Below are 18,738 nucleotides of genomic sequence, written 5' to 3'. Positions count from 1 at the left end.
CTTCCGCAGGCTCACCTGTCCGAGTGGCCCAGGGACTTCCCCGGGGCCACTCGGTCGCGTACGGCCTGCTTCACCGCCGTCGGCTCGGGGAAGCCCTGCTCCCGCCGGTCCCAGACGATCTCGCCGTCGACGCGGACGACGAAGACGCCGCCCGTGCCGGGCTTCAGGGCGAGCTCGGAGAGTTCCGACTCGAAGGTCGTGAGCAGCTCCTGCGCCAGCCAGGCCGCGCGCGGCAGCCAGCGGCACTGAGTGCAGTACTCGATCTCGACCCGCCGGGCGGGTGTGGGGATGTCCGTCATCCGAGGTGCACCGACCAATCCTGTTCCGCGGCCGGTTTGCCGTGCAGGTCGGGGACCCGCTTCAGCCACTGGGGCCGGCCTTCCTGTGTGCGCGCCGCGCGGAGGGCCTCCTCGGCGGCGAGTTCGTCCCGGGAGGGGAAGTCGGTGGGCAGCCACGCGGCGGAGGCCCGCACGCGCGCGTGGAGGTAGGTCACATAGGCCTCGCGGGCCTCGGCAGGCGTCGCGAAGTCGGTGAGCCAGGCGTCGGGGACGGCCGAGGTGACCTCGCGCAGGAGGTCGAGGGTGACCCTGGGCGCCAGTTCCGCGTCGGCGGCGCGGACGTCCGGGCCGTAGTGGCCGAGGGCGTGGTGGCGGAAGTCGTAGGACTTCGAGGGGTCCGTGCCCTCCCAGCGGTGGTGGAAGACGAGGGCGGCGCCGTGGTCGATCAGCCACAGCCGCGGGGGCGCGATGCCGAGGGTCGGCCAGACCATCAGGTTCGAGCTGTGGACCGTGCGGTCGACGTTGACGGTGAGCGCGTCGAGCCAGACGATGCGGCCGGCCTCCAGCGGGTCCACGGGGAAGGTCCTGGCGATCTCGGGGGTGAAGTCGCGCGCACCCGGCAGGTGGTCCATGCCGAGGTTCACTCCGGCGCTCGCCGCGTGGAGGTCCCGGACCTCCTGGTGCGGCTCGCTGTCGGCGATCGCGGGGTCGAAGTGCACGAGGACCAGCTCGGGGAAGCGCAGTCCCAGCGCCCGCGCCAGCTCACCGACGATCACCTCGGCGACCAGCGCCTTGCGGCCCTGGGCGGAGCCGGTGAACTTCACGACGTAGGTGCCGAGGTCGTCGGCCTCGACCACTGCGGGGACGGAGCCACCGGAGCGCAGGGGTTCCACGTAGCGGGTGGCGGTGACCTCTCTCAGCATTTCCCTCAGGTCACCCATCCTTCAGTCCTGTGATCCACGGCCGGCTCCGGAGGATTCGGGAAGCGGGAATCGTCCGCCGTCGGCTCCGGGGAGAATTCCGGGGACTTTCTCCGTCGACAGCCGCATCGCCGCGGCTCCTGGGCTCCCGGGCTCCCGGGCTCCCGGGACGAAGTGACCATAGTAACCGGGTGATCGGCGGCGGCCCGAGCCTGCCATCCGGCCTTCCGAAGCACCGAGGACGCAGTGCGCCTTGCCCGGCTCCCTCCCGCGCGTCCCCCGGCTCAGCCCGCCACGACCGGTTGCCGGACCGCCCCGGTGTGCTAGACAGGAAGCAATCAAAGGGGAATTTTGCAGCAGCTCAAGCTCGGAATCATGTCGCAGACCCGCAAGGAAAACGAGCATCGTCTGCCCGTTCACCCCGCTCATTTCGACCGTGTCGATTCCGGTCTCCGCAGGCGCATCTACCTCCAGGAAAACTACGGAGAGCATTTCGGCGTGCCCGACAGCCTGCTCGCCCCGCTTGTCGCGGGTTTTCGTACTCGCGCGGAACTCATCGCCGAGTGCGATGTGATCCTGCTGGCCAAGCCGCTCCACGAAGACCTGGCGGAGCTGCGGGAGGGGCAGGTCCTGTGGGGCTGGCCGCACTGTGTCCAGGACGAGCGACTCACCCAGACCGCCATCGACCGGCGGCTCACCCTGATCGCCTTCGAAGCGATGAACCACTGGACCCGCGGCGGCGCCTTCAACCTGCACGTCTTCCACAAGAACAACGAGCTGGCCGGGTACTCCTCGGTCCTGCACGCCATGCAGCTGACCGGTGTGACCGGCGACTACGGGCGGCGGCAGCGCGCCGTCGTGATCGGCTTCGGCGCGACCGCCCGCGGCGCGGTGACCGCGCTCAGCGCCCTGGGCGTGCACGACGTCGACGTGCTCACCGCGCGTGGCGTCACGGCCGTCAGCTCCCCGATCCACTCCGCGCGGATCGTCCACTTCGACCACGACGAAGCCGACGACACCCGCGACCCGCGTCGCAGTGTCGCCCTGACCGAGGACGGCCCGGTGCCGCTGGCCGATTTCCTCGCCGGGCACGACATCATCGTCAACTGCGTGCTCCAGGACACCGACGCGCCGCTGATGTTCCTGATCGACGAGGACCTGCCCAAACTGGCCCCCGGCACCCTGGTCATCGACGTCTCCTGCGACGAGGGCATGGGCTTCGACTGGGCCCGGCCCACCACCTTCGCCGACCCGATGTTCACCGTCGGCGACCACGTCAGGTACTACGGGGTGGACCACAGCCCCTCCTACCTGTGGAACTCCGCGACCTGGGAGAACAGCGAGGCCCTGCTGCCGTATCTGGACGTCGTGCTCCGGGGCCCCGAGGGCTGGGACGCCGACGACACGATCCGGCACGCCATCGAGATCCGGCGCGGTGTCGTCCAGAACCCCAAGGTGCTCGCCTTCCAGCACCGCTCCGCGGAGTACCCGCACGCCCGCGAGGAGGCCGGGGCGGCGTCGCGGGCCTAGTGGCTCGGCGGTGGCGGCGCGGTGGTCGCTGCCTCCCCTCTGCCCGGGCCCGCCTCAGGAAAGAGAGGGCGTCGGGGCCGTCACGGTGTGACGGCCGCCGTAGCGCGCCCCGATGTCGCGGTGTCCGCCGAAAAGTGGCTGGGCGAGGGCGCTTGAACGGCCGGTCCGGCAGCCCGTGTTCGCGTGCAGGCCGGTCGGGTGCGGGACACGCGAGAACCCGGCCTGTCCTGTGCGGTGCCGCGGCCGGGGTTCCGGACTGCGGGCTGTGCTGTCGCTGGGGTCCTGGTCGGCGCTGTGACGGTCCGTACAGTCGGCGCTGTGCCTCCTCCCGCTCCCTGACAGGTGCGGAGCCGCCCGCGTGACCAGCGCCTCCCGCCTCGCCCGGCCGCTTTTCCCGGGCCGACCCGACGGTGCCGGTCCTGGCACTGGCATACCTCAGTGATCGGGGGGTTCACATTCCGCCACCCGGCCGGTGGAACAGCGGCTCAAGGTCCTGCCCCCTTCGCCCTCCATCTCGTCAGGAACCGACCGGCGACGACAATTTCGACCACCTCACGCAATCTGGGAGAAGAGGCGGGTCCGATCACCCCACGACGATAGGCTCGCCGTACGGCCGCCCGGGTCCCCGGCCCTCTCCGTGTAGTTCCGTTCCGCGCAACTGAGGCTCTGCGCAAGGCGAAAGCCACTTCACCGACGGAGGAGATGGGGCGCATGGGCCCGCATCCCGACCTGTTCGACGAATTGCGTTTGGTCACGGCGGGCGGCGAGTTGGATCTGACGACCGTGTCGGCCTTCACACGCGACCTGGAAGACGCCCGGCACGGCAGCGGGCGGCTGTTCGTCATCGTCGATCTGCGCGATGTCACATTCATGGACGGCTGCGTCCTGGCCCCGCTGTGCGCGATGTGGAAGGACTGTCATGAGCGGCTCGGATGGGTGCGGGTCGTGCACCACCGGCCAGGCACAGGTCTCGTGTTCCGAGCCGCCGGTCTGCTTGAGCGTTTCCCGCGGTACGCCACTGCCCAGGACGCGTGGCAGGACATACCCGCGGTCCGCGCGACGGCACACCGGGCCACGTAATGCACGGCGCGGGCCGGGCGGCGCCCCACACCCGAGTGCCACGGCCGCAGCAGGCGCGGAACGCGGGACGGTGATCAGCGACGGCATGGCCGAGGTCCTGCGGTCGCTACGGCTGGGCGAACTCCGCGCCCCGGCCCGGGCGTGCACGCGGGCGCTGGGCGCCGCGGGTGTCACGCTGTCGCTGCTGGTCGGCCCCGAGCGGTCGGCCGAGCCCCTGTGGTCCCATCCCGGACTGAGCGGGCGGTTCGAGGAGCTCCAGTTCACGCTCGGCGAGGGGCCCGGACCCGATGCCGTCCGTACCGGTTCACCCGTCGTGGAGCCGGACCTGGACCGGGTGCGCCCCGCGCGGTGGCCCGCGCTGCTGCCGGCCGCGCGCGAGCTGGGCGTGCACGGGGTGTGCTGCTTCCCGCTGGGCATCGGCGCCATCCGCATCGGGGTGCTGACCGTGCTGTGCGGCGGGGACCGGCACCTGAGCCGGCAGCAGTACGCGGACGCCGTCGCCCTGTCGGCCGTGCTGACCAGCACCTTCCTGAGCGGGGAACCTCGCGGTGAGGTCGAGGGCGTGCAGGGCTTCGATCCGGGGGTGCGGCAGCCGTCGGGACTGCGCCGGGCGGTCGTGCACCAGGCCACCGGGATGGTCAGCGTGCAGTTGGGCGTGGCCATGGAGGAGGCCCTGCTGCGTCTGCGGGCCCACGCCTGGGGCAGCGCGCGTTCCCTCGGGGAGGTGGCGGAGGACGTGGTCGCCCGCAGGCTCCGCTTCAGCGACGCATTCGACGACGGAAGCGGGCCGCATTCGCCCGACGGTGGAAAGGGATGATCGGCATGACCCGCGAACGACGTCTGGCCGAGATCTTCGTCGAGGTGGCGGACTCCCTCGTCGAGGACTTCGACGTCATCGACCTGCTCCAGCGGCTGTCGGCGCGGTGCGTCGAACTGCTCGACGTGTCGGCGGCCGGGATCCTGCTCGCCGACGCACACGGCGAGCTGCAGGTCATCGCCGCCTCCGACGAACGCACCCGGCTGCTGGAGCTCTTCGCCCTCCAGCACGACCAGGGCCCGTGCGTGGAGTGCTACCGCACCGGCACCGCCCGCACCGACATCGACCTGCCGCGCCCGGAGCCGGCCATGGGCTGGTCGCGCTTCGCGGCACGAGCCCGGGAGACGGGATATGTGAGCACACACGCCATACCGCTGCGCCTGCGCCGCCGGGTCGTGGGCGCGCTCAACCTCTTCCAGACCACCGCGCACCGCCTCGGCGACGACGACATCGCGCTCGCCCAGGCCCTCGCCGACGTGGCCACCATCGCGATCCTCCAGCAGCGCACCCTGGAACGGTCGCATCTCGAGAACAGCCAGCTGGAGAGCGCGCTGACCAGCCGGATCCTGATCGAGCAGGTCAAGGGGGTGCTGGCGGAGCGCTGGAACACCTCCGTCGACGACGCCTTCGAGGCGTTCCGCTCGTACGCCCGCGCCCGTCACCTTCGCCTGTCCGAGCTGGCGGAACAGATCATCTCCGGCGGCTTCGACAGCACGGCCATCCCGGCACCGGCACCGGCACCGGCACCACCGGATTCACGCGACGACCGCCTCGGCTGACCGGCGTCCCGTCTCGGGGAAGGCGACGTCACGCAGGACGAGGTCGCCATGCAGCCCACCGGAACTCCCCCGCACGGACAGGCCGACGTGCGTATCGGCGCCGCCTCCCCCGAGGTCGAGGGAGGGACCCGCCTCCAGCTCACCGTGGACATCACCAGCGCCGCCGAACCGGCGCGGTCCTGGCTGGAGAGCAGTCGCTCCACGGGGCAGGACGGCCGTCGGACCTGAGGGGATCTCCCGGAGCCGTACGTTCCGCCTCTTCGGGGAGTAGCGTGACCTCATCGGGAGCACTTCGCGCACCGGCCTCGATACCGGTGCCGTTCCTGGTGAGCGACGGCACCGGACAACTGTTCATGCGCAGCGGTTCGGAGACGGGTTCGCACGATGTCCGCGATCACCCACCATCCCTCCCCGCGCGCGGTGCCCTTCAGGGCCTCGACCGCACGCCTCGCCCTCAAACCCGTAGCCCTCTCCCCCGGACAGGTAGAGCTGGACGGCGCCTGGTGGCCTCGCTCCCGTGACCTGAGCCAGGAGCTCCCCGGACTGGCCGACGTACTGGACCCGTTGTGGGGACGGATCACCCGTATCGCCGTCAACCCCCGCTACTGGCCGGTCATCCCGCACCGGATCTTCGTCAACGGCCATGTGGTGAAGGTCGGTTGGTTCACCTCGGAGCTGGATCCGCACAAGATCCTGCTGCTGTCCGGAACGTCGGGCCGCTGGGACCTCCTGGTGGTCCCCCCGGAGACCACCGCCCCCTCGGCCGCCCGGCTGATGGCCGCCGCGAGCGCGAGCACGTCCCCGGTGTCGACCGCGACCGCTCTCATGACCGCGGAACAGATCGACGCCTCCGGCGGAGCCCAAGACGCCCCCGTCAGGTCCTACGACGCCGACACCGGGTTCCGCGGCGCCGGCACCGTTCCCTACGAGCTGTGACGAAGCCACCGCCCGGCTCGTGAACGCCCTCGCGGAACGACGGTTCCTCCTTCGCGCCGGCCGGCAGGGCGAAAAGCCCGACGCACCGTCCGCGGAACTCGGGCACGCGCTGAGGCGGTACCGGGAGATCACCCGGGGGCTGCTGCCCATCCGAGCGGCCGCGACCCCCGCGCCGCGGCCGTGTGCGGAGTAGTGTCGACAGCACCGAGGGCACTTCGCACACCGGCTTCCTCGCCGGGTCGTTCTCGGTGAGAGATGAAACCCGGGCCGCCGCAGTGGCGGCCCGAGACGGGTCCGCGTCATGTCGGCGATCTTGACCCCCACCCTGCCGCACCCCGAGCCCGTAGCAGCCCCGGCGGCGCGTCTCACCCTGAAGACGGACGGCGCCTCCCGCGGGCTCCTGGACGGCGCCTGGTGGCCCCGTTCCCGGGATCTGCTGCGCGAACTGCCCGCCTTGACCGACGCGTTGGACTCCCTGTGGGGCCGCATCACGCGCATCGCCGTCAACCCCGAGCACTGGCCCGTCATCCCGCGCAAGGTTCCCGTGCACGGCCACGTCGTCAAGGCCGGCTGGTTCACCCCGGAGATCGACCCGCACGCACTGCTCCTGCTCTCCTACGGCACCGGCCGCTGGGATCTGCTGGTCATCCCGCCCGAAACCGGAGCCGAGTCGGCGGCCCGGCTGATGGCCGCCGCGTCCGACCACGACGGCCCGCCCCTGACCGCGAGCGCGCTCATCGCCGCGGTCACCGGGCACGACGCCACCCCGGACACCCGGCACGACCTCGCCGCCACCGCGGTGCCCGCGACCGTCCCGCACCGGCCCGGTTCACCCGGCCGGGCCGATCACCCGGTCCGGCTTCAGGTCACGGGCCGGCCAGGGGGTTGAGCAACGGCAGATACCGGGCGTCCGCGCCGTCCGCGCCTGTCCAGCGCAGCAGCAGGTTCGTCTTGCCGGGCAGGGTGGGCGCGGTGAGCAGGGCGGCGGCCTCGGGCAGGTCGTGGCGGGACAGCTCGCGGCGGACGGCCGGCCAGGGATCGAGGCCGGGCCGGCGTTCGGCGAGGGCGGCGGCGACCTCGCACAGGTGGTTCACGACCAGGCAGTACACCAGCCGCTCCCACCCGGCCGCGCGTGGGACGTCCGGCAGCAGCTTCACGCCCTCGGCGTCCCGGAACAGCGCCTGCACGGGCATGCCGTCGGCGTCCACGGCGACCAGGGTGTTCTGCAGGTGTGCCTCAAGGACGACGCCGTGGTCGGCGAAGGCCGTGAGGACGGGCGGGACGACCGCGCGCAGATACGCCTCCCACCAGGCCGCCGGGTCCCCGGTGCCATCGAGCGGGCTGCCCTCGAAGCCCTCCACGAGGGCCGCGGCGAGCAGCGGGGTCGCCCCGGGCAGCACATGGTCGCGCAGGCCGTCACGGACCAGCACGGCGAGTTCCTCGAAGGCGAAGTCGGCGGTGCGGTAGCCGCGGTCGCTGAGCCAGGCCGCCGAACCGGGGCTCGCGGCGAAGGCGTTCGCGACGGCTTCATCCGTACGGCGGAGTTTGAGCAGGTCGTGACGCCAGAGCCGCCGGATGTCGTTGGTGATGCGGACGTCGAGGCTGAACTTGAGGAACAGGTCCCGGGAGGGGGCGTACACCGTGCGGATCGCGGCCGTCGGCCAGGTCTCGAAGGCGGTCGTGCCGAGCCGGACCAGGCGGCCGTCCTCGAAGGCCGCCGCGCAGTTCACCAGGTCCAGCTGCCAGGGATGGGCGGGCAGCAGCCGGTAGCCGGGCGGGGCCTCGCCGAGTGTGTCGAGGGCCGAGGTGTCGCCCTCCTCGACGACGGCGTCCTCGCGCACCCCGAGCAGCACGAGCGGGAACCGGGCATGGGCCTCGGGGGCGTACGGCAGCCAGGCGGCGACGGGGCCGCCGCCGCGGGCCTTGGGAGCGGGGTGGTGGGGGTGGCCGGTGACGAGGCACTGCTCGGAGCGCCGGTACGGGTCGCCGGGGGCCGTCGCCCGGTCCCGGGCCGTGAGCAGGGCGGCCACCGCGTCCCGGCTGTCGGTCATCTCGGCGGGCAGCTCGTGGTTGGACACCCCGGTGTGCCGGGTCAGCTCCTCGGCGACGAGCTTCACGAGTTCGCTGTGCCCCACCCGCCGCCAGCCGGCCGCCGTGCGCACCTCGGGCTCGGCGGGCCGCCGAGTGCCCCGCACCCTGAGCAGCCGCCCGCCGGGCAGCCGGTACACCGGGCGCTCACCGGGGTCCGGGAGCGGCACGGCGACCTCGCGCAGCAGGCAGTTCAGCAGGGGCGCCGCCGCGTACGCGTCGGCGCGGTGTGCGACGGCGGTGCCGGCCGGCGGGGGCAGGAGATCCACGCGGTTCACTCGTTCTCTACGGTTCATCTGGGGCGATGACGATCAGTATGTCTGCCGTCACCGCCCCGCCGTGACACCAGTCGTACCCGAGGAGTCCGCCCGTGCACCGTCCCCCCGCCGCCGAGGCCCGGTTCGCCGAAGAGCTGGCCGTGCTGCGCCCCGACCTCGTGGCGCGGTACGCGGCCGAGCTGCCCGGCGCCCGTGCGGCCGTACTGTCCCGGCTGTGGCGGGGGCTCACGCACGAGCCGCTGCCCTGGATCACTTCGCGACGGGCCGGCCGGGAGGGGCTGACCCTGCGCCTCGCGGACGGGCGCCGGCTGCACGGCCCGCACCTGGATCCGTTCGCCACCGCCGCCCGGGTCACGGCCGTACGGCTCGACGGGACGGCGTACGACGACCCGGCGCGCCTGACGACCGGCCTCGGTGTACCGCACGGGGTGGAGTTCGCCGCCGAACTCGCCGACAGCGTGGCATCGTTGGCGCTGTCGAGGGCTGGACAGCCGCCCCGCTCGACGCAGTGGCCGGCGCGCGACTGGGAGTGGGAGCAGCGGATCGTCGACGGGCATCCGTACCACCCCAACTGCCGTTCCCGGCCCGGTTTCTCGGTGGCCGAGCAGCTGGCCTACGGGCCCGAGCACCGGCCGCTGGTCCGGTTGGGGCTGGTGCCCGTGCCGGCCGGTGAGTGCCTGCTGACGGGCGCGTGGCCGGCGGAGATGCGGGACGGGGACCGTCTGTTGCTGCCCGTGCATCCGTGGCAGGCGGAGCATGTGCTGAAGCGGCGCGTCACAGAGGGTGTCGCGGCACACCCGTTGATGTCCCTGCGCACCCTGGCCCTGACCGGCGGCGGACCGCATGTGAAGACCGCGCTCAGCGCACGGCTGACGTCCTCGGTGCGGGACATCTCCGTCTACTCGATCGGCATGTCGGCGGCCCTCTCGCAGTTCGCGGAGACATTGACCGCACGGATGCATGGGCTCCTGCACTTCACGCGCACGCTGGGGGCGGTGACGGCCGGCTCCCCCGATCTGGCGGCCGTGTTGCGCGAGTCCCCTCAGGTGTACGGCGACCGGGTGCTGCCCGTCGCGGCCCTCGCCACCACGGAACTGCCCGAATCCCCGGCGTGGCTGGCGGAGTTCGCCCGGCTGGCTCTCACGGCCGGGCTGCGGCTCCTGGAGCTCGGCGTCGCCCTGGAGGCCCACGGCCAGAACCTCCTGGTGGTCCTGTCCGAGTCGGGCGCGCCGCTCCGGCTGGTCTACCGGGATCTCGCCGACATCCGGGTCAGCCCGGCGAGGCTCGCGCGGCACGGCATCCCGGTCCCGGCCCTGTCCGGGCGGGTCGTCACGGACGACGTGACGACCCTGCGGCGCAAGCTGTTCGGCTCCCTGGTGGCCGGGGCCCTCGCGGGTACGGCGGGTTCGGCGGCCGCGTTGCGAGGGGCTCTGGAGACGGCCGTACGGGAGCTGCCGCGCACCCCCGATCTGGCCGCGCTGCTCGAACAGCCGCTGCCCGCCAAGGCATTGACGCTGATGCGGCTCTCGCCGGGGACACCGGGCGACCAGTGGACCGCGCTGCCCAACCCCCTGCTGTGAGCGGCCGTTTTGGAGCCCGGCGCACCTGATCAATAGGATCCGGCGATGATCACAAGAAAACGGCTGGCGGCAGGAGTGTGCGCCCTGCTCGCCGCCCTGACGGCCGGGATCGCCTTCCCGGTCGCGGCGGCAGCCGGTGAACCCACCGGCGGCACCGCGCCCCAGGTCGATCTCGTCCTCGACGTGAGCGGCTCGATGCGGACGGCGGACATCGACGGCGGCACCCGGATGGCGGCGGCGAAGCGGGCCTTCAACGAGGTGCTGGACGCGACGCCCGAGGAGGTCCAGCTCGGTATCCGGACCCTCGGGGCCAACTACCCGGGCGACAACCAGAAGACAGGCTGCAAGGACACCGCGCAGCTCTACCCGGTCAGCACCCTGGACCGCACCGAGGCCAAGACGCAGGTGGCGACCCTCTCGCCCACCGGCTGGACGCCGATCGGACCGGCCCTGCTGAAGTCGGCCGGCGACTTCACCGACAGCGCCTCCTCCAAGCGGATCGTGCTGATCAGCGACGGCGAGGACACCTGCGCCCCGCTCGACCCGTGCGAGGTGGCCCGCGAGATCGCCGCCAAGGGCATCGGGCTGACCATCGACACCCTCGGCCTGGTCCCCAACACCAAGATGCGGCAGCAGCTGAGCTGCATCGCGGAGGCGACCGGCGGTACCTACACCTCCGTCGAGCACGCCGACGAACTCACCGACAAGGTGAACCAGTTGGTGGACCGCGCGGCCGACCCGGTGGTGACGCCGGTGGCCACCGAGGGCGCCTCCACCTGTGCCGCGGCACCCACGCTGAAGTCCGGGCTGTACACCGACCGCGAGGAGTTCACCCAGCAGCGCTGGTACCGGGTGGACGTCGACCCGGGCCAGGAGCTGCGGGCCTCGGTGAGCGTGGGCGCGGACCGGGCCGTGAATCCGTCGTACGGGGTGCTGCTGCGGGCGGTGACCGCGCACGGCCGGGAGATCGTGCGCGGGGAGGGTGCGGGCAACGGCCGTACCGATGTGATCTCCACGGGGCTCAGGTACCCGAAGGCCGACAGCGACGACGAGGACGCCCCCGCCGAGACCGTCTGCCTCCAGATCACCAACTCCTTCTCGGCCGCCTCCGGGGTGAAGACCACCCCGGGTCTGCCTCTCGAACTGACCGTCGACGTCGTGGACGGTCCGTCCCCGGCGAGCGACGTGGCCTCCTTCGGCCTCGGGCGCGGCTGGTGGCTGCTCGGCGTGCTGATCCTCGCCGGCTTCGTCGCCGGTCTGCTGTGGGGCTGGCTGTCACGCTGGCGGGTCGCGGTCTGGAGGACCAACTGATGCGGATCACACGCGCGCTGAGTGTTTCCCTGCTGATGCTCGGGCTGGCCGTCGCACCGGCCGCGGCCGACTCCTCCCCGACGCCGACGGATTCGGCCTCGGCGGACGGTGACGCGCCCACCCAGGCGGGCACCTCCTTCCGTACGGCGACCGAGGTCGAGCAGGGGCAGACGGCCACGGCGAGCGGCTCCACGGGCGACTACCTGTACTGGTCGTTCCCCGCGGACGCCGGACAGCGCCCCACCGTGAAGGCGACGGTGAAGCTGCCCGAGACGCACGCCGCGCAGAGCTGGCAGGTCGACGTGTACGACGGACTGCGCCGCCGCCAGGCCTGCCAGTACGGCGCCCAGACCCGCACCGCCGCCGCCGACGCCCCCTCGGTGGAGCTGGCCTGCACCCTGCGCACGGTCCGCGCCTGGTCGGAGACCTGGGCCGACGACCCGCTGCCGGGCACGTACTACGTGCGGCTGACGGCCGTCGGTCTCACCACCGCCGACCTGGGTCTCCCGGTCGGCACCGAGGTCCGGGTCGACTCCAAGGACATCGGCGGTTCGGCCGCGGTGGACGGCTCACTGGCCGAGCCGCTGGTGCCGGGCATCGCGGTGAAGTCCCAGGCGGAGAGCGACGGTTCCGAGGATTCCCCGGCCGTCCTGTCGGCCATCGAACCCGAGGACGGCTGGTCCTCCGGCTGGTGGTCCGACCGGTGGGTGTGGACCGCGATCGGCGGTGTGCTCGCGGCCCTGGCCGGGGTCGGCGGGTACGCGCTGACCCGTGGCGCGGGGCGGCCCTCCCGGGTGCCGCCGGGAGCCTGACGGTTCGTCGTTCGTCGAGAAGGCCCGCTCCGGCGGGCCTTCTTCGTTCACCCCGCGCGCAACTGCTTGGCGATCGTGCCGTCCCCGGTCACCTCGACCCGACCGCCGCGGACCGCGGCCGGCAGGTCCAACTCCCCCCGGCTGAGGGCCTCGCAGGTCCGCGCGTCCAGGACCAGCCGGGCGTCGGGCTCGCGCGGGGCCGGCCCGTGGCCGTACGCGGGACCGTCCTGCGCGCCGACGTACAGATGGAAGTCCCCCTCCTCCAACCGCACTTCGACGAGCCCTTCGCCCTCCAGCGAGCGCAGCAGGGGCAGCGCGAACCAGTGCGCGCGTACGGCGTCGGTGGGCCGGCGGTCACCGAGGTCGGGCCCGCCCCAGGCACCGAGGGCCTGGAGCACGGGCAGCAACTCGCTTCCGCGCGGGGTGAGTTCGTAGACGTAGGCCGCGCCGGGCGGCGGCAGCCGGCGCCGTGTGGTCAGGCCGTCGCGCTCCATGTCCTTCAGCCGGGAGGCGAGTACGTCCGTGCTCACGCCGGGCAGGTCGGCGTGCAGGTCCGTGTAGCGGCGCGGCCCTGACAGCAGTTCCCGGACGATCAGCAGGGTCCAGCGGTCGCCCACGGCGTCGAGCGCGCGGGCCGCGGAACAGTACTGGTCGTAGCTTCGGCGTGGTGACATGCGACGCAGTCTAGACAAGTTGTTGGACTTTCCAAGCTCCCACTTGGTAAAACCAAGCAACACCAGAAACCGGAGAGGCAGCAGCGCATGGAGTTCCGGCAGTCGAGCAAGCTCAGCGAGGTCTGTTACGAGATCCGGGGCCCGGTGATCGAGCACGCCGACGCACTGGAGGCGGCGGGCCACAGCGTGCTGCGCCTCAACACCGGCAACCCCGCGCTGTTCGGCTTCGAGGCGCCGGAGGAGATCCTCCAGGACATGATCCGGATGCTCCCGCAGGCGCACGGCTACACCGACTCGCGCGGTGTCCTCTCCGCCCGCCGGGCCGTGGCGGGGCGCTACCAGACCCTGGGCCTGGAGGTCGGCGTCGACGACGTCTTCCTCGGCAACGGCATCTCCGAACTGATCTCCATGGCCGTACAGGCGCTGGTCGAGGACGGCGACGAAATCCTCATCCCCGCCCCCGACTTCCCCCTCTGGACGGCGGTCACCACGCTCGCCGGCGGCAAGGCGGTCCACTACCTCTGCGACGAACAGGCCGACTGGTACCCGGACCTGGACGACATGGCCTCGAAGATCACCGACCGCACCAAGGCCGTCGTCATCATCAACCCGAACAACCCCACCGGCGCGGTCTACCCGAAGGAGATCATCGAGGGCATCCTCGACCTCGCCCGCCGGCACGGCCTGATGGTCTTCGCCGACGAGATCTACGACCAGATCCTGTACGACGACGCCGTGCACCACTCGGTCGCCGCCCTCGCCCCCGATCTGGTCGTCCTGACGTTCTGCGGCCTGTCGAAGACGTACCGGGTGGCGGGCTTCCGCTCGGGCTGGCTGGTGATCACCGGTCCGAAGCAGCACGCCAAAAACTATGTGGAGGGCCTGACCATGCTGGCCTCCATGCGGCTGTGCGCCAACGCGCCGGCGCAGTACGCCATCCAGGCCGCGCTCGGCGGCCGCCAGTCCATCCACGAGCTGACCGCGCCCGGCGGCCGGCTCTACGAACAGCGCACCATGGCCTGGGAGAAGCTCAACGAGATCCCCGGCGTGTCGTGCGTGAAGCCGAAGGGCTCGCTGTACGCGTTCCCGCGACTCGACCCCAAGGTCCACCGGATCCACGACGACGAGAGGTTCGTCCTGGACCTGCTGCTGCGGGAGAAGATCCAGGTCGTCCAGGGCACCGGCTTCAACTGGCCGGCCCCGGACCACTTCCGCATCCTGACGCTGCCTCACGCCCTGGACCTGGAGGCGGCCATCGGTCGGATCGGGCGGTTCCTGAGCGGGTACCGGCAGTAGCTGGTGGTGTGTATGGGATTCACGGTCGGTGAGAGCGGGGATGCCATAGAGTGCGGCCACTGATCCCGGGGGCCGGGGGGATCGGGGGATGGGGGAACCCCAGATGTTGCTGTCTCGCAGGCGTGCTTCCGGCACGCCCTCTGCCTTACGCGGCCGTCTCGCGCTGCTCACCCTGCTCGTGGTCCTCGCGGGCAGCCCGTGGGTTCAGCGACCGCTCTCGGACTACTACACCGAGAAGTTCTACATAGAGCTGTCCGACAACAAGATCCTGCGCTGGCTCGTGGAGGCCGCGTTCCTGCCCAGCTGGGAGGTGTCCGCCGATCGCTACGGCGGCACGTCCTCGCTGGTCGCCAACGATCTCGCCGTCCTGGTCCTGCTCGGGGCGCTCGTGTTCCTCGCCCGGCGGATGTGGGCCCGCGGGGCGTCGGGCCCGCTGCGCTGCCTGGTCGCCGGGGTGCTGGCCGCGGCGCTGGCCAACCTCGCCTGGTGGGGCCTGCACGAGGTGTTCGCCGACGACGTGCCGCTGCCACCGACCGACATCCTGGTGAAGGAACTGCTGCGCGGCGCGCTCCTCTTCGGCCTCGCGGCCGGCACCCTGCTCGCGCTCCTGACCGTCGGTCCGCCGAGAACAGTCAAGGGCGCCGTGACGGCGCCGCCGCGTCGCTGGAGAGAGGGAGGGCTCGCCATGACGACCGCGCCGGTCCACATGCCGGTCGGGAGCGCGCCGGGTGACGTCACCCGCTATCTGTGCGCCGCGGCCTACGTGGACGAGGGATTCGCCGACCGCGTGGTGGAGGACGTCCTGGCCGACGAGGCCGGCGCGGTGGCGGCCTCGCCCGACGTCGACCTGGTGACGGTCGTACGGCACTGTCTGACGGCACGCGAGATGCGGCACGGCCGGGACCAGCGGCTGACGGCGGCGTTCGCCCTCGTGGCCGTGTTCGCGCCGCTGTGGCTGCTGTTCGTCTCGCTGTTCCTGTCGATCACCCGGCAGGCGGGCGGGCGGCCCAGCCTGGCCACCCGCGGCCGGCACCAGCCCGGGGGCAGAGAGCTGGTGGGCACGGCGGTCGCGGCGGGCGTCGCGGTGCTCTTCGCGTTCTCCTTCGGGATCGCCCTCTCGGCCCTGCCCGCCCCCGCGTTCGTGAGCTGGCTGCTGGGCTCCTACCTGGCCGGGGTGCCGGCCGCGCTGTTGTCCGTCGCGGCGATGGCGCTCGCGTACCTGACGGTCGTACGCCATGAGCTCGCCGTCGACCGGCTGCTGCGCACGACCATGACCCGTGAGGCGTTCGCCCGTCAGCCGCGCCCGACCGTGCCGCCGCGCAAGTGGATGGCCGCGCGGCTGGCGGCCATCCGGGAGGCGCAGGACGGGAACGTCACGGTGTACAGCGGCTACACGCCCTTCCTCGGTTATGCCTCGGCCGCCTCGCAGTGGTCGATCGCCGTGCCGCTGCTGCCCGCCGACGACCATGCGGGGACGGGCGCGCGTCCCGCCGGGCCGGAGCCCTTCACCGTCACCGAACTCGTCGACCACGTACGCGCGCGGCTGCGGGCCACGGCCGTCCCGGACGTGACCGACGCGGCGAGGGACGGCGAGGCGGCCCCCGGGTCCCTCGTCGTCACGGACCGGGTCTTCGCGAGCGGTACGGCCGTCGGCGACGACGAGCGGTTCGTCAAGGCCACCAGCCTCGCCCCGGTGTCCCGGCTGTCGGCCGACCAGGTCGAGCGGATCATCGAGCGTCCCACCGGTGCGGTACGGCACTGCCTGGCGATCCATGTGCCGCTGTGGGGCGGCGACGTGGTGCCGGCCGTGTTCCTGCACTTCTCCACCGAGGGCAAAACGCTCCATCTGCACTGCAGCAACCATGTGCTCGGCCCGGTGAGAGCCGCCTTCCACGTCGTGGACCGGCTGGACGGCCCCCTGTCCCCCGAGGCGCGGCGGGGGCTGCTGCTGGAGGCCGTCCCCGGCACCGGCGGGGCCTTCTTCGCCGCCCCGTTCCGGGCGCTGCGTCAGGCCCGCTTCGAGGAACGGCACCGCAGACGGATGGTGGACGAGCTCAGAGCACTGCAGCAGGACCCGGTGTACGACTTCGGGGCCCGGCTCAGCGTCCGGGAGCTGGCGGTGAGCCCGAACTACCAGAACTACTTCCAGGTCGTGGACGCCGCGCGGATCACGGCCCTGGTGGAGCGCCACACCCTCGCCGCGATCCGCACCTTCCTCGACACCCGCGGCTACGACATCGCCGACTTCCGCGCCCAGCAGCAGACCATCCTCAACCAGGGACTCATCCAGCAGGGCGGCATGAGCATCATCGGCAACCAGGCGATCGGCGCGGGCGCGACCGCGAACCAGCAGGTCCCGCAGCAGTCCGGCGCGACCGCGCCCGTCGCCGGCTCCGGCAAGTAGGAGGTCCCCATGACGGGCGACGACGACAGCAGGCAGGACCCTCCGGTCAACAACGGCGTCATGATCAGCGGCGGCACCCACTACGTCGGCAACCAGGCCGTGGGACACGGCGCCCAGGCGTTCTCCGGCTCGGTCTCCTTCCAGCCGCAGGACGCCGAGCGTACGGCCGAACTCCTCGCGTATGTCGAGCGGTTGCTGGAGGAGCACCGGGCGGCACTCGCCGACCCCGACGCCACGACCAGGGAGCTGCGCCGCCTCCGGGAGGAGCTCGACGAGCCAGACCCCCAGCCGACGGTCCTGCGACGGGCCCTGAACCGCCTCAACGAGTTCGTGCAGCCGGTGACACCGCTGGTCGTCGCGGTGGGACAACTCGCGCAGTCGGTGCAGGGGTTGCCGGGGGTCTGAGGGCCCGGCGGACACCGGTGGCCCGGGCGGACGGGACCTGGTCGAGCCGGACGCACTGAGCCCGGTCGGTCCACGACCGAGCGCGTGAGCCCGTCCAGGCCCCCGCCCCGAACCCGACCCATCCTGGTCACTCGGCCCAGTCCGGCCTGCGAGGGCAGGGGGTCGTGTGGGACGGTGCTGGGAGGCGAGCGGGAAGGGCGGGCGCATGGGTGATCTCTTTCTGGTCCGGCACGGTGAGACCGAGTGGTCGCGGTCCGGGCGGCACACCGGCTGGACGGATGTGCCGCTGACCGAGCGCGGCCGGGAGGAGGCGCGCCGCCTGGTGCCGCTGATCCGCTCCCACCGCATCGGCGCGGCCTTCGTCAGTCCCCTCCAGCGGGCCCGGGAGACCGCGGAACTGATCGGGCTGCACGAGCTGCGGGTCGACGTCGACCTGCGGGAGTGGGACTACGGCGGCTACGAGGGCGTCACCACCGTGGAGATCCAGCGGGAGCGTCCGGACTGGTTCCTGTTCACGGACGGCGTGGCCCCCGGGCCGCCCGACCACCCCGGGGAGAGCCCGGAGCAGGTCGGCGCGCGGGCCGACCGGGTGCTGGCCAAGGTGGACGCGGCCCACGCGAACACCGAGGGGTGCGTGGTCGTGGTGGCGCACGGTCACTTCCTGCGCGTGCTCACCGCCCGCCGGCTCGGTCTGCCCGCGTCGGCCGGGGCGCTGTTCCAGCTGGCCACGGGGACGCTGTGCCGGCTGGGGACCGAGCACGGCCGGCCGGTGATCGCCGGGTGGAATGTCAGACCCCCGTCGTAGCCTTCGAAGCGGAGGGGTCGGTGATCCGTACGGCCCGTCGTGCGGCCCCTCCCGTGGAAGGAGCACGCCGTGACGCGACCGCCCACCGCCGCGCAGCGGCGTGTCATCGACGCCGCCGATCCCGTCACCGGGCGGATCAAGGGCAGCGAGGCCCAGCTGGAGGCACTGGTGAAGCGCGGGATGGCCTTCCGGCACCCGCGGCCGCCGCACGATCATTTCCTGACCCCGGCCGGGCACCGCGTACGGGAGACGGTCGAGGCGGAGCCCGAGCCGCCCGCCACCCAGGCCACCGGTGTGTTCGCCGCGCACATCGGCAGCACGGAGGAGGCCGCCGACACCGGTCCGGCCCGGACGCGTGAGGTGCACAGCGCCTGGCAGGGGCTGCTGGAGCTGCGCCGGATGACCAACCCGGACGGGGCCGCCGACCGGCCCTGCGGCTGGGAGCGCACTCATCTGGTGCAGGCGGCCGCGCTGGCTCTGGAGGCGGCCGGGCACCCGCCGGAAGCGGGGGGCTCACCCGGCTACCGGGTGCGTGCGACCCCGCAGCCCGAGGCCGTGGCGGTGCACGCGCCGGACGGCGAGACGCTGCGGGCCTGCGCGATCACCCTGGAGCGGGCCGGCTGGCAGGCCGGCGAGTACACCGAACCACGGACCAGGGCCCGGTACCTGCTGGCCTCGCCGCGCCGCGTGTAGCGGGCACATGTCAGGATCGGGACAGCAACTGCCGTGGCGTGAGAGGGGATTG

Annotated in this window: 19 protein-coding genes; 15 read left to right on the top strand and 4 right to left on the bottom strand. The window is 72.4% G+C overall.

Annotation, left to right across the window (positions count from 1 at the left end):
- Positions 1–11: 11 nt before the first annotated feature.
- Together AQI94_RS26995 and AQI94_RS26990 are read right to left on the bottom strand one after the other, a co-directional pair.
- Positions 12–299 (bottom strand): SelT/SelW/SelH family protein, encoded by a 288-nt coding sequence (locus AQI94_RS26995; RefSeq protein ID WP_031040099.1) that lies wholly within the window; start codon positions 297–299, stop codon positions 12–14.
- Positions 296–1,201 carry a HipA family kinase gene (locus AQI94_RS26990; RefSeq protein WP_031040096.1) on the bottom strand — a complete coding sequence of 302 codons (906 nt, stop codon included), beginning with the start codon at positions 1,199–1,201 and terminating at the stop codon, positions 296–298. Before AQI94_RS26990 ends, AQI94_RS26995 begins: the two co-directional genes overlap by 4 nt.
- Positions 1,202–1,549: 348 nt before the next feature.
- Here AQI94_RS26990 and AQI94_RS26985 point away from each other — a divergent pair, with 348 nt between their 5' ends.
- From AQI94_RS26985 to AQI94_RS26955, 7 genes are all read left to right on the top strand, one after another.
- Positions 1,550–2,728 carry a N(5)-(carboxyethyl)ornithine synthase gene (locus AQI94_RS26985; RefSeq protein ID WP_031040094.1) on the top strand — a complete coding sequence of 393 codons (1,179 nt, stop codon included), beginning with the start codon at positions 1,550–1,552 and terminating at the stop codon, positions 2,726–2,728.
- Between the two features lie 711 nt (positions 2,729–3,439).
- Positions 3,440–3,808 carry an STAS domain-containing protein gene (locus tag AQI94_RS26980; protein ID WP_031040091.1) on the top strand — a complete coding sequence of 123 codons (369 nt, stop codon included), beginning with the start codon at positions 3,440–3,442 and terminating at the stop codon, positions 3,806–3,808.
- A gap of 70 nt (positions 3,809–3,878) precedes the next feature.
- A complete protein-coding gene (locus tag AQI94_RS26975; protein WP_031040089.1) occupies positions 3,879–4,625 on the top strand; it encodes a GAF and ANTAR domain-containing protein in 747 nt (248 codons plus the stop codon).
- Positions 4,622–5,404 carry a GAF and ANTAR domain-containing protein gene (locus AQI94_RS26970; RefSeq protein WP_031040087.1) on the top strand — a complete coding sequence of 261 codons (783 nt, stop codon included), beginning with the start codon at positions 4,622–4,624 and terminating at the stop codon, positions 5,402–5,404. The genes AQI94_RS26975 and AQI94_RS26970 overlap by 4 nt, the downstream gene beginning before the upstream one ends.
- Positions 5,405–5,452: 48 nt before the next feature.
- Positions 5,453–5,632 (top strand): hypothetical protein, encoded by a 180-nt coding sequence (locus tag AQI94_RS26965; protein WP_031040084.1) that lies wholly within the window; start codon positions 5,453–5,455, stop codon positions 5,630–5,632.
- Between the two features lie 156 nt (positions 5,633–5,788).
- The gene (locus tag AQI94_RS26960; RefSeq protein ID WP_078902648.1) at positions 5,789–6,340 is read left to right on the top strand and encodes a DUF5994 family protein; all 552 of its coding nucleotides are present in this window, start codon (positions 5,789–5,791) and stop codon (positions 6,338–6,340) included.
- A gap of 301 nt (positions 6,341–6,641) precedes the next feature.
- Entirely contained in the window at positions 6,642–7,229 is a 588-nt protein-coding gene (locus tag AQI94_RS26955) for a DUF5994 family protein (protein ID WP_051831958.1), read from the top strand.
- On the opposite strand, the gene AQI94_RS26950 is transcribed toward AQI94_RS26955, so the two are convergent.
- Positions 7,207–8,706 (bottom strand): IucA/IucC family protein, encoded by a 1,500-nt coding sequence (locus AQI94_RS26950; protein WP_402600579.1) that lies wholly within the window; start codon positions 8,704–8,706, stop codon positions 7,207–7,209. The two genes, AQI94_RS26955 and AQI94_RS26950, sit on opposite strands and share 23 nt — an antisense overlap.
- 92 nt (positions 8,707–8,798) lie before the next feature.
- Here AQI94_RS26950 and AQI94_RS26945 point away from each other — a divergent pair, with 92 nt between their 5' ends.
- Genes AQI94_RS26945 through AQI94_RS26935 form a run of 3 tightly spaced genes read left to right on the top strand, consistent with a single transcriptional unit; the run spans position 8,799 to position 12,409 of the window.
- Positions 8,799–10,286 (top strand): IucA/IucC family protein, encoded by a 1,488-nt coding sequence (locus tag AQI94_RS26945; protein WP_031040073.1) that lies wholly within the window; start codon positions 8,799–8,801, stop codon positions 10,284–10,286.
- 45 nt (positions 10,287–10,331) lie between these two features.
- Entirely contained in the window at positions 10,332–11,597 is a 1,266-nt protein-coding gene (locus tag AQI94_RS26940) for a VWA domain-containing protein (protein WP_031040070.1), read from the top strand.
- Positions 11,597–12,409: a hypothetical protein gene (locus AQI94_RS26935; RefSeq protein ID WP_031040067.1), complete on the top strand. Its 813-nt coding sequence runs from the start codon at positions 11,597–11,599 to the stop codon at positions 12,407–12,409. The genes AQI94_RS26940 and AQI94_RS26935 overlap by 1 nt, the downstream gene beginning before the upstream one ends.
- A gap of 47 nt (positions 12,410–12,456) precedes the next feature.
- On the opposite strand, the gene AQI94_RS26930 is transcribed toward AQI94_RS26935, so the two are convergent.
- Complete coding sequence (locus tag AQI94_RS26930; protein ID WP_031040064.1) at positions 12,457–13,083, bottom strand: winged helix-turn-helix transcriptional regulator; 627 nt, start codon at positions 13,081–13,083, stop codon at positions 12,457–12,459.
- Between the two features lie 87 nt (positions 13,084–13,170).
- On the opposite strand from AQI94_RS26930, the gene AQI94_RS26925 reads away from it, so the two are divergent.
- The 5 genes from AQI94_RS26925 (at position 13,171) to AQI94_RS26905 (ending at position 18,686) form a co-directional block, all read left to right on the top strand.
- The gene (locus AQI94_RS26925; RefSeq protein ID WP_031040059.1) at positions 13,171–14,379 is read left to right on the top strand and encodes a pyridoxal phosphate-dependent aminotransferase; all 1,209 of its coding nucleotides are present in this window, start codon (positions 13,171–13,173) and stop codon (positions 14,377–14,379) included.
- 103 nt (positions 14,380–14,482) lie between these two features.
- Complete coding sequence (locus AQI94_RS26920; RefSeq protein ID WP_031040054.1) at positions 14,483–16,783, top strand: hypothetical protein; 2,301 nt, start codon at positions 14,483–14,485, stop codon at positions 16,781–16,783.
- Positions 16,784–16,792: 9 nt separating this feature from the next.
- Positions 16,793–17,188 (top strand): DUF5955 family protein, encoded by a 396-nt coding sequence (locus AQI94_RS26915; protein WP_031040049.1) that lies wholly within the window; start codon positions 16,793–16,795, stop codon positions 17,186–17,188.
- A 205-nt stretch (positions 17,189–17,393) separates the two neighbouring features.
- On the top strand, positions 17,394–17,993 hold the full coding sequence (locus AQI94_RS26910) for a histidine phosphatase family protein (RefSeq protein WP_031040045.1): 600 nt from the start codon (positions 17,394–17,396) through the stop codon (positions 17,991–17,993).
- Between the two features lie 69 nt (positions 17,994–18,062).
- Positions 18,063–18,686: a hypothetical protein gene (locus tag AQI94_RS26905; RefSeq protein WP_031040042.1), complete on the top strand. Its 624-nt coding sequence runs from the start codon at positions 18,063–18,065 to the stop codon at positions 18,684–18,686.
- Positions 18,687–18,738: the final 52 nt, after the last annotated feature.

Source organism: Streptomyces pseudovenezuelae, assembly GCF_001513955.1.
GTDB lineage: Bacteria > Actinomycetota > Actinomycetes > Streptomycetales > Streptomycetaceae > Streptomyces > Streptomyces pseudovenezuelae.
Note: the sequence above shows the minus strand (reverse complement) of the source record. Positions and strands in the feature narration are given on the sequence as shown.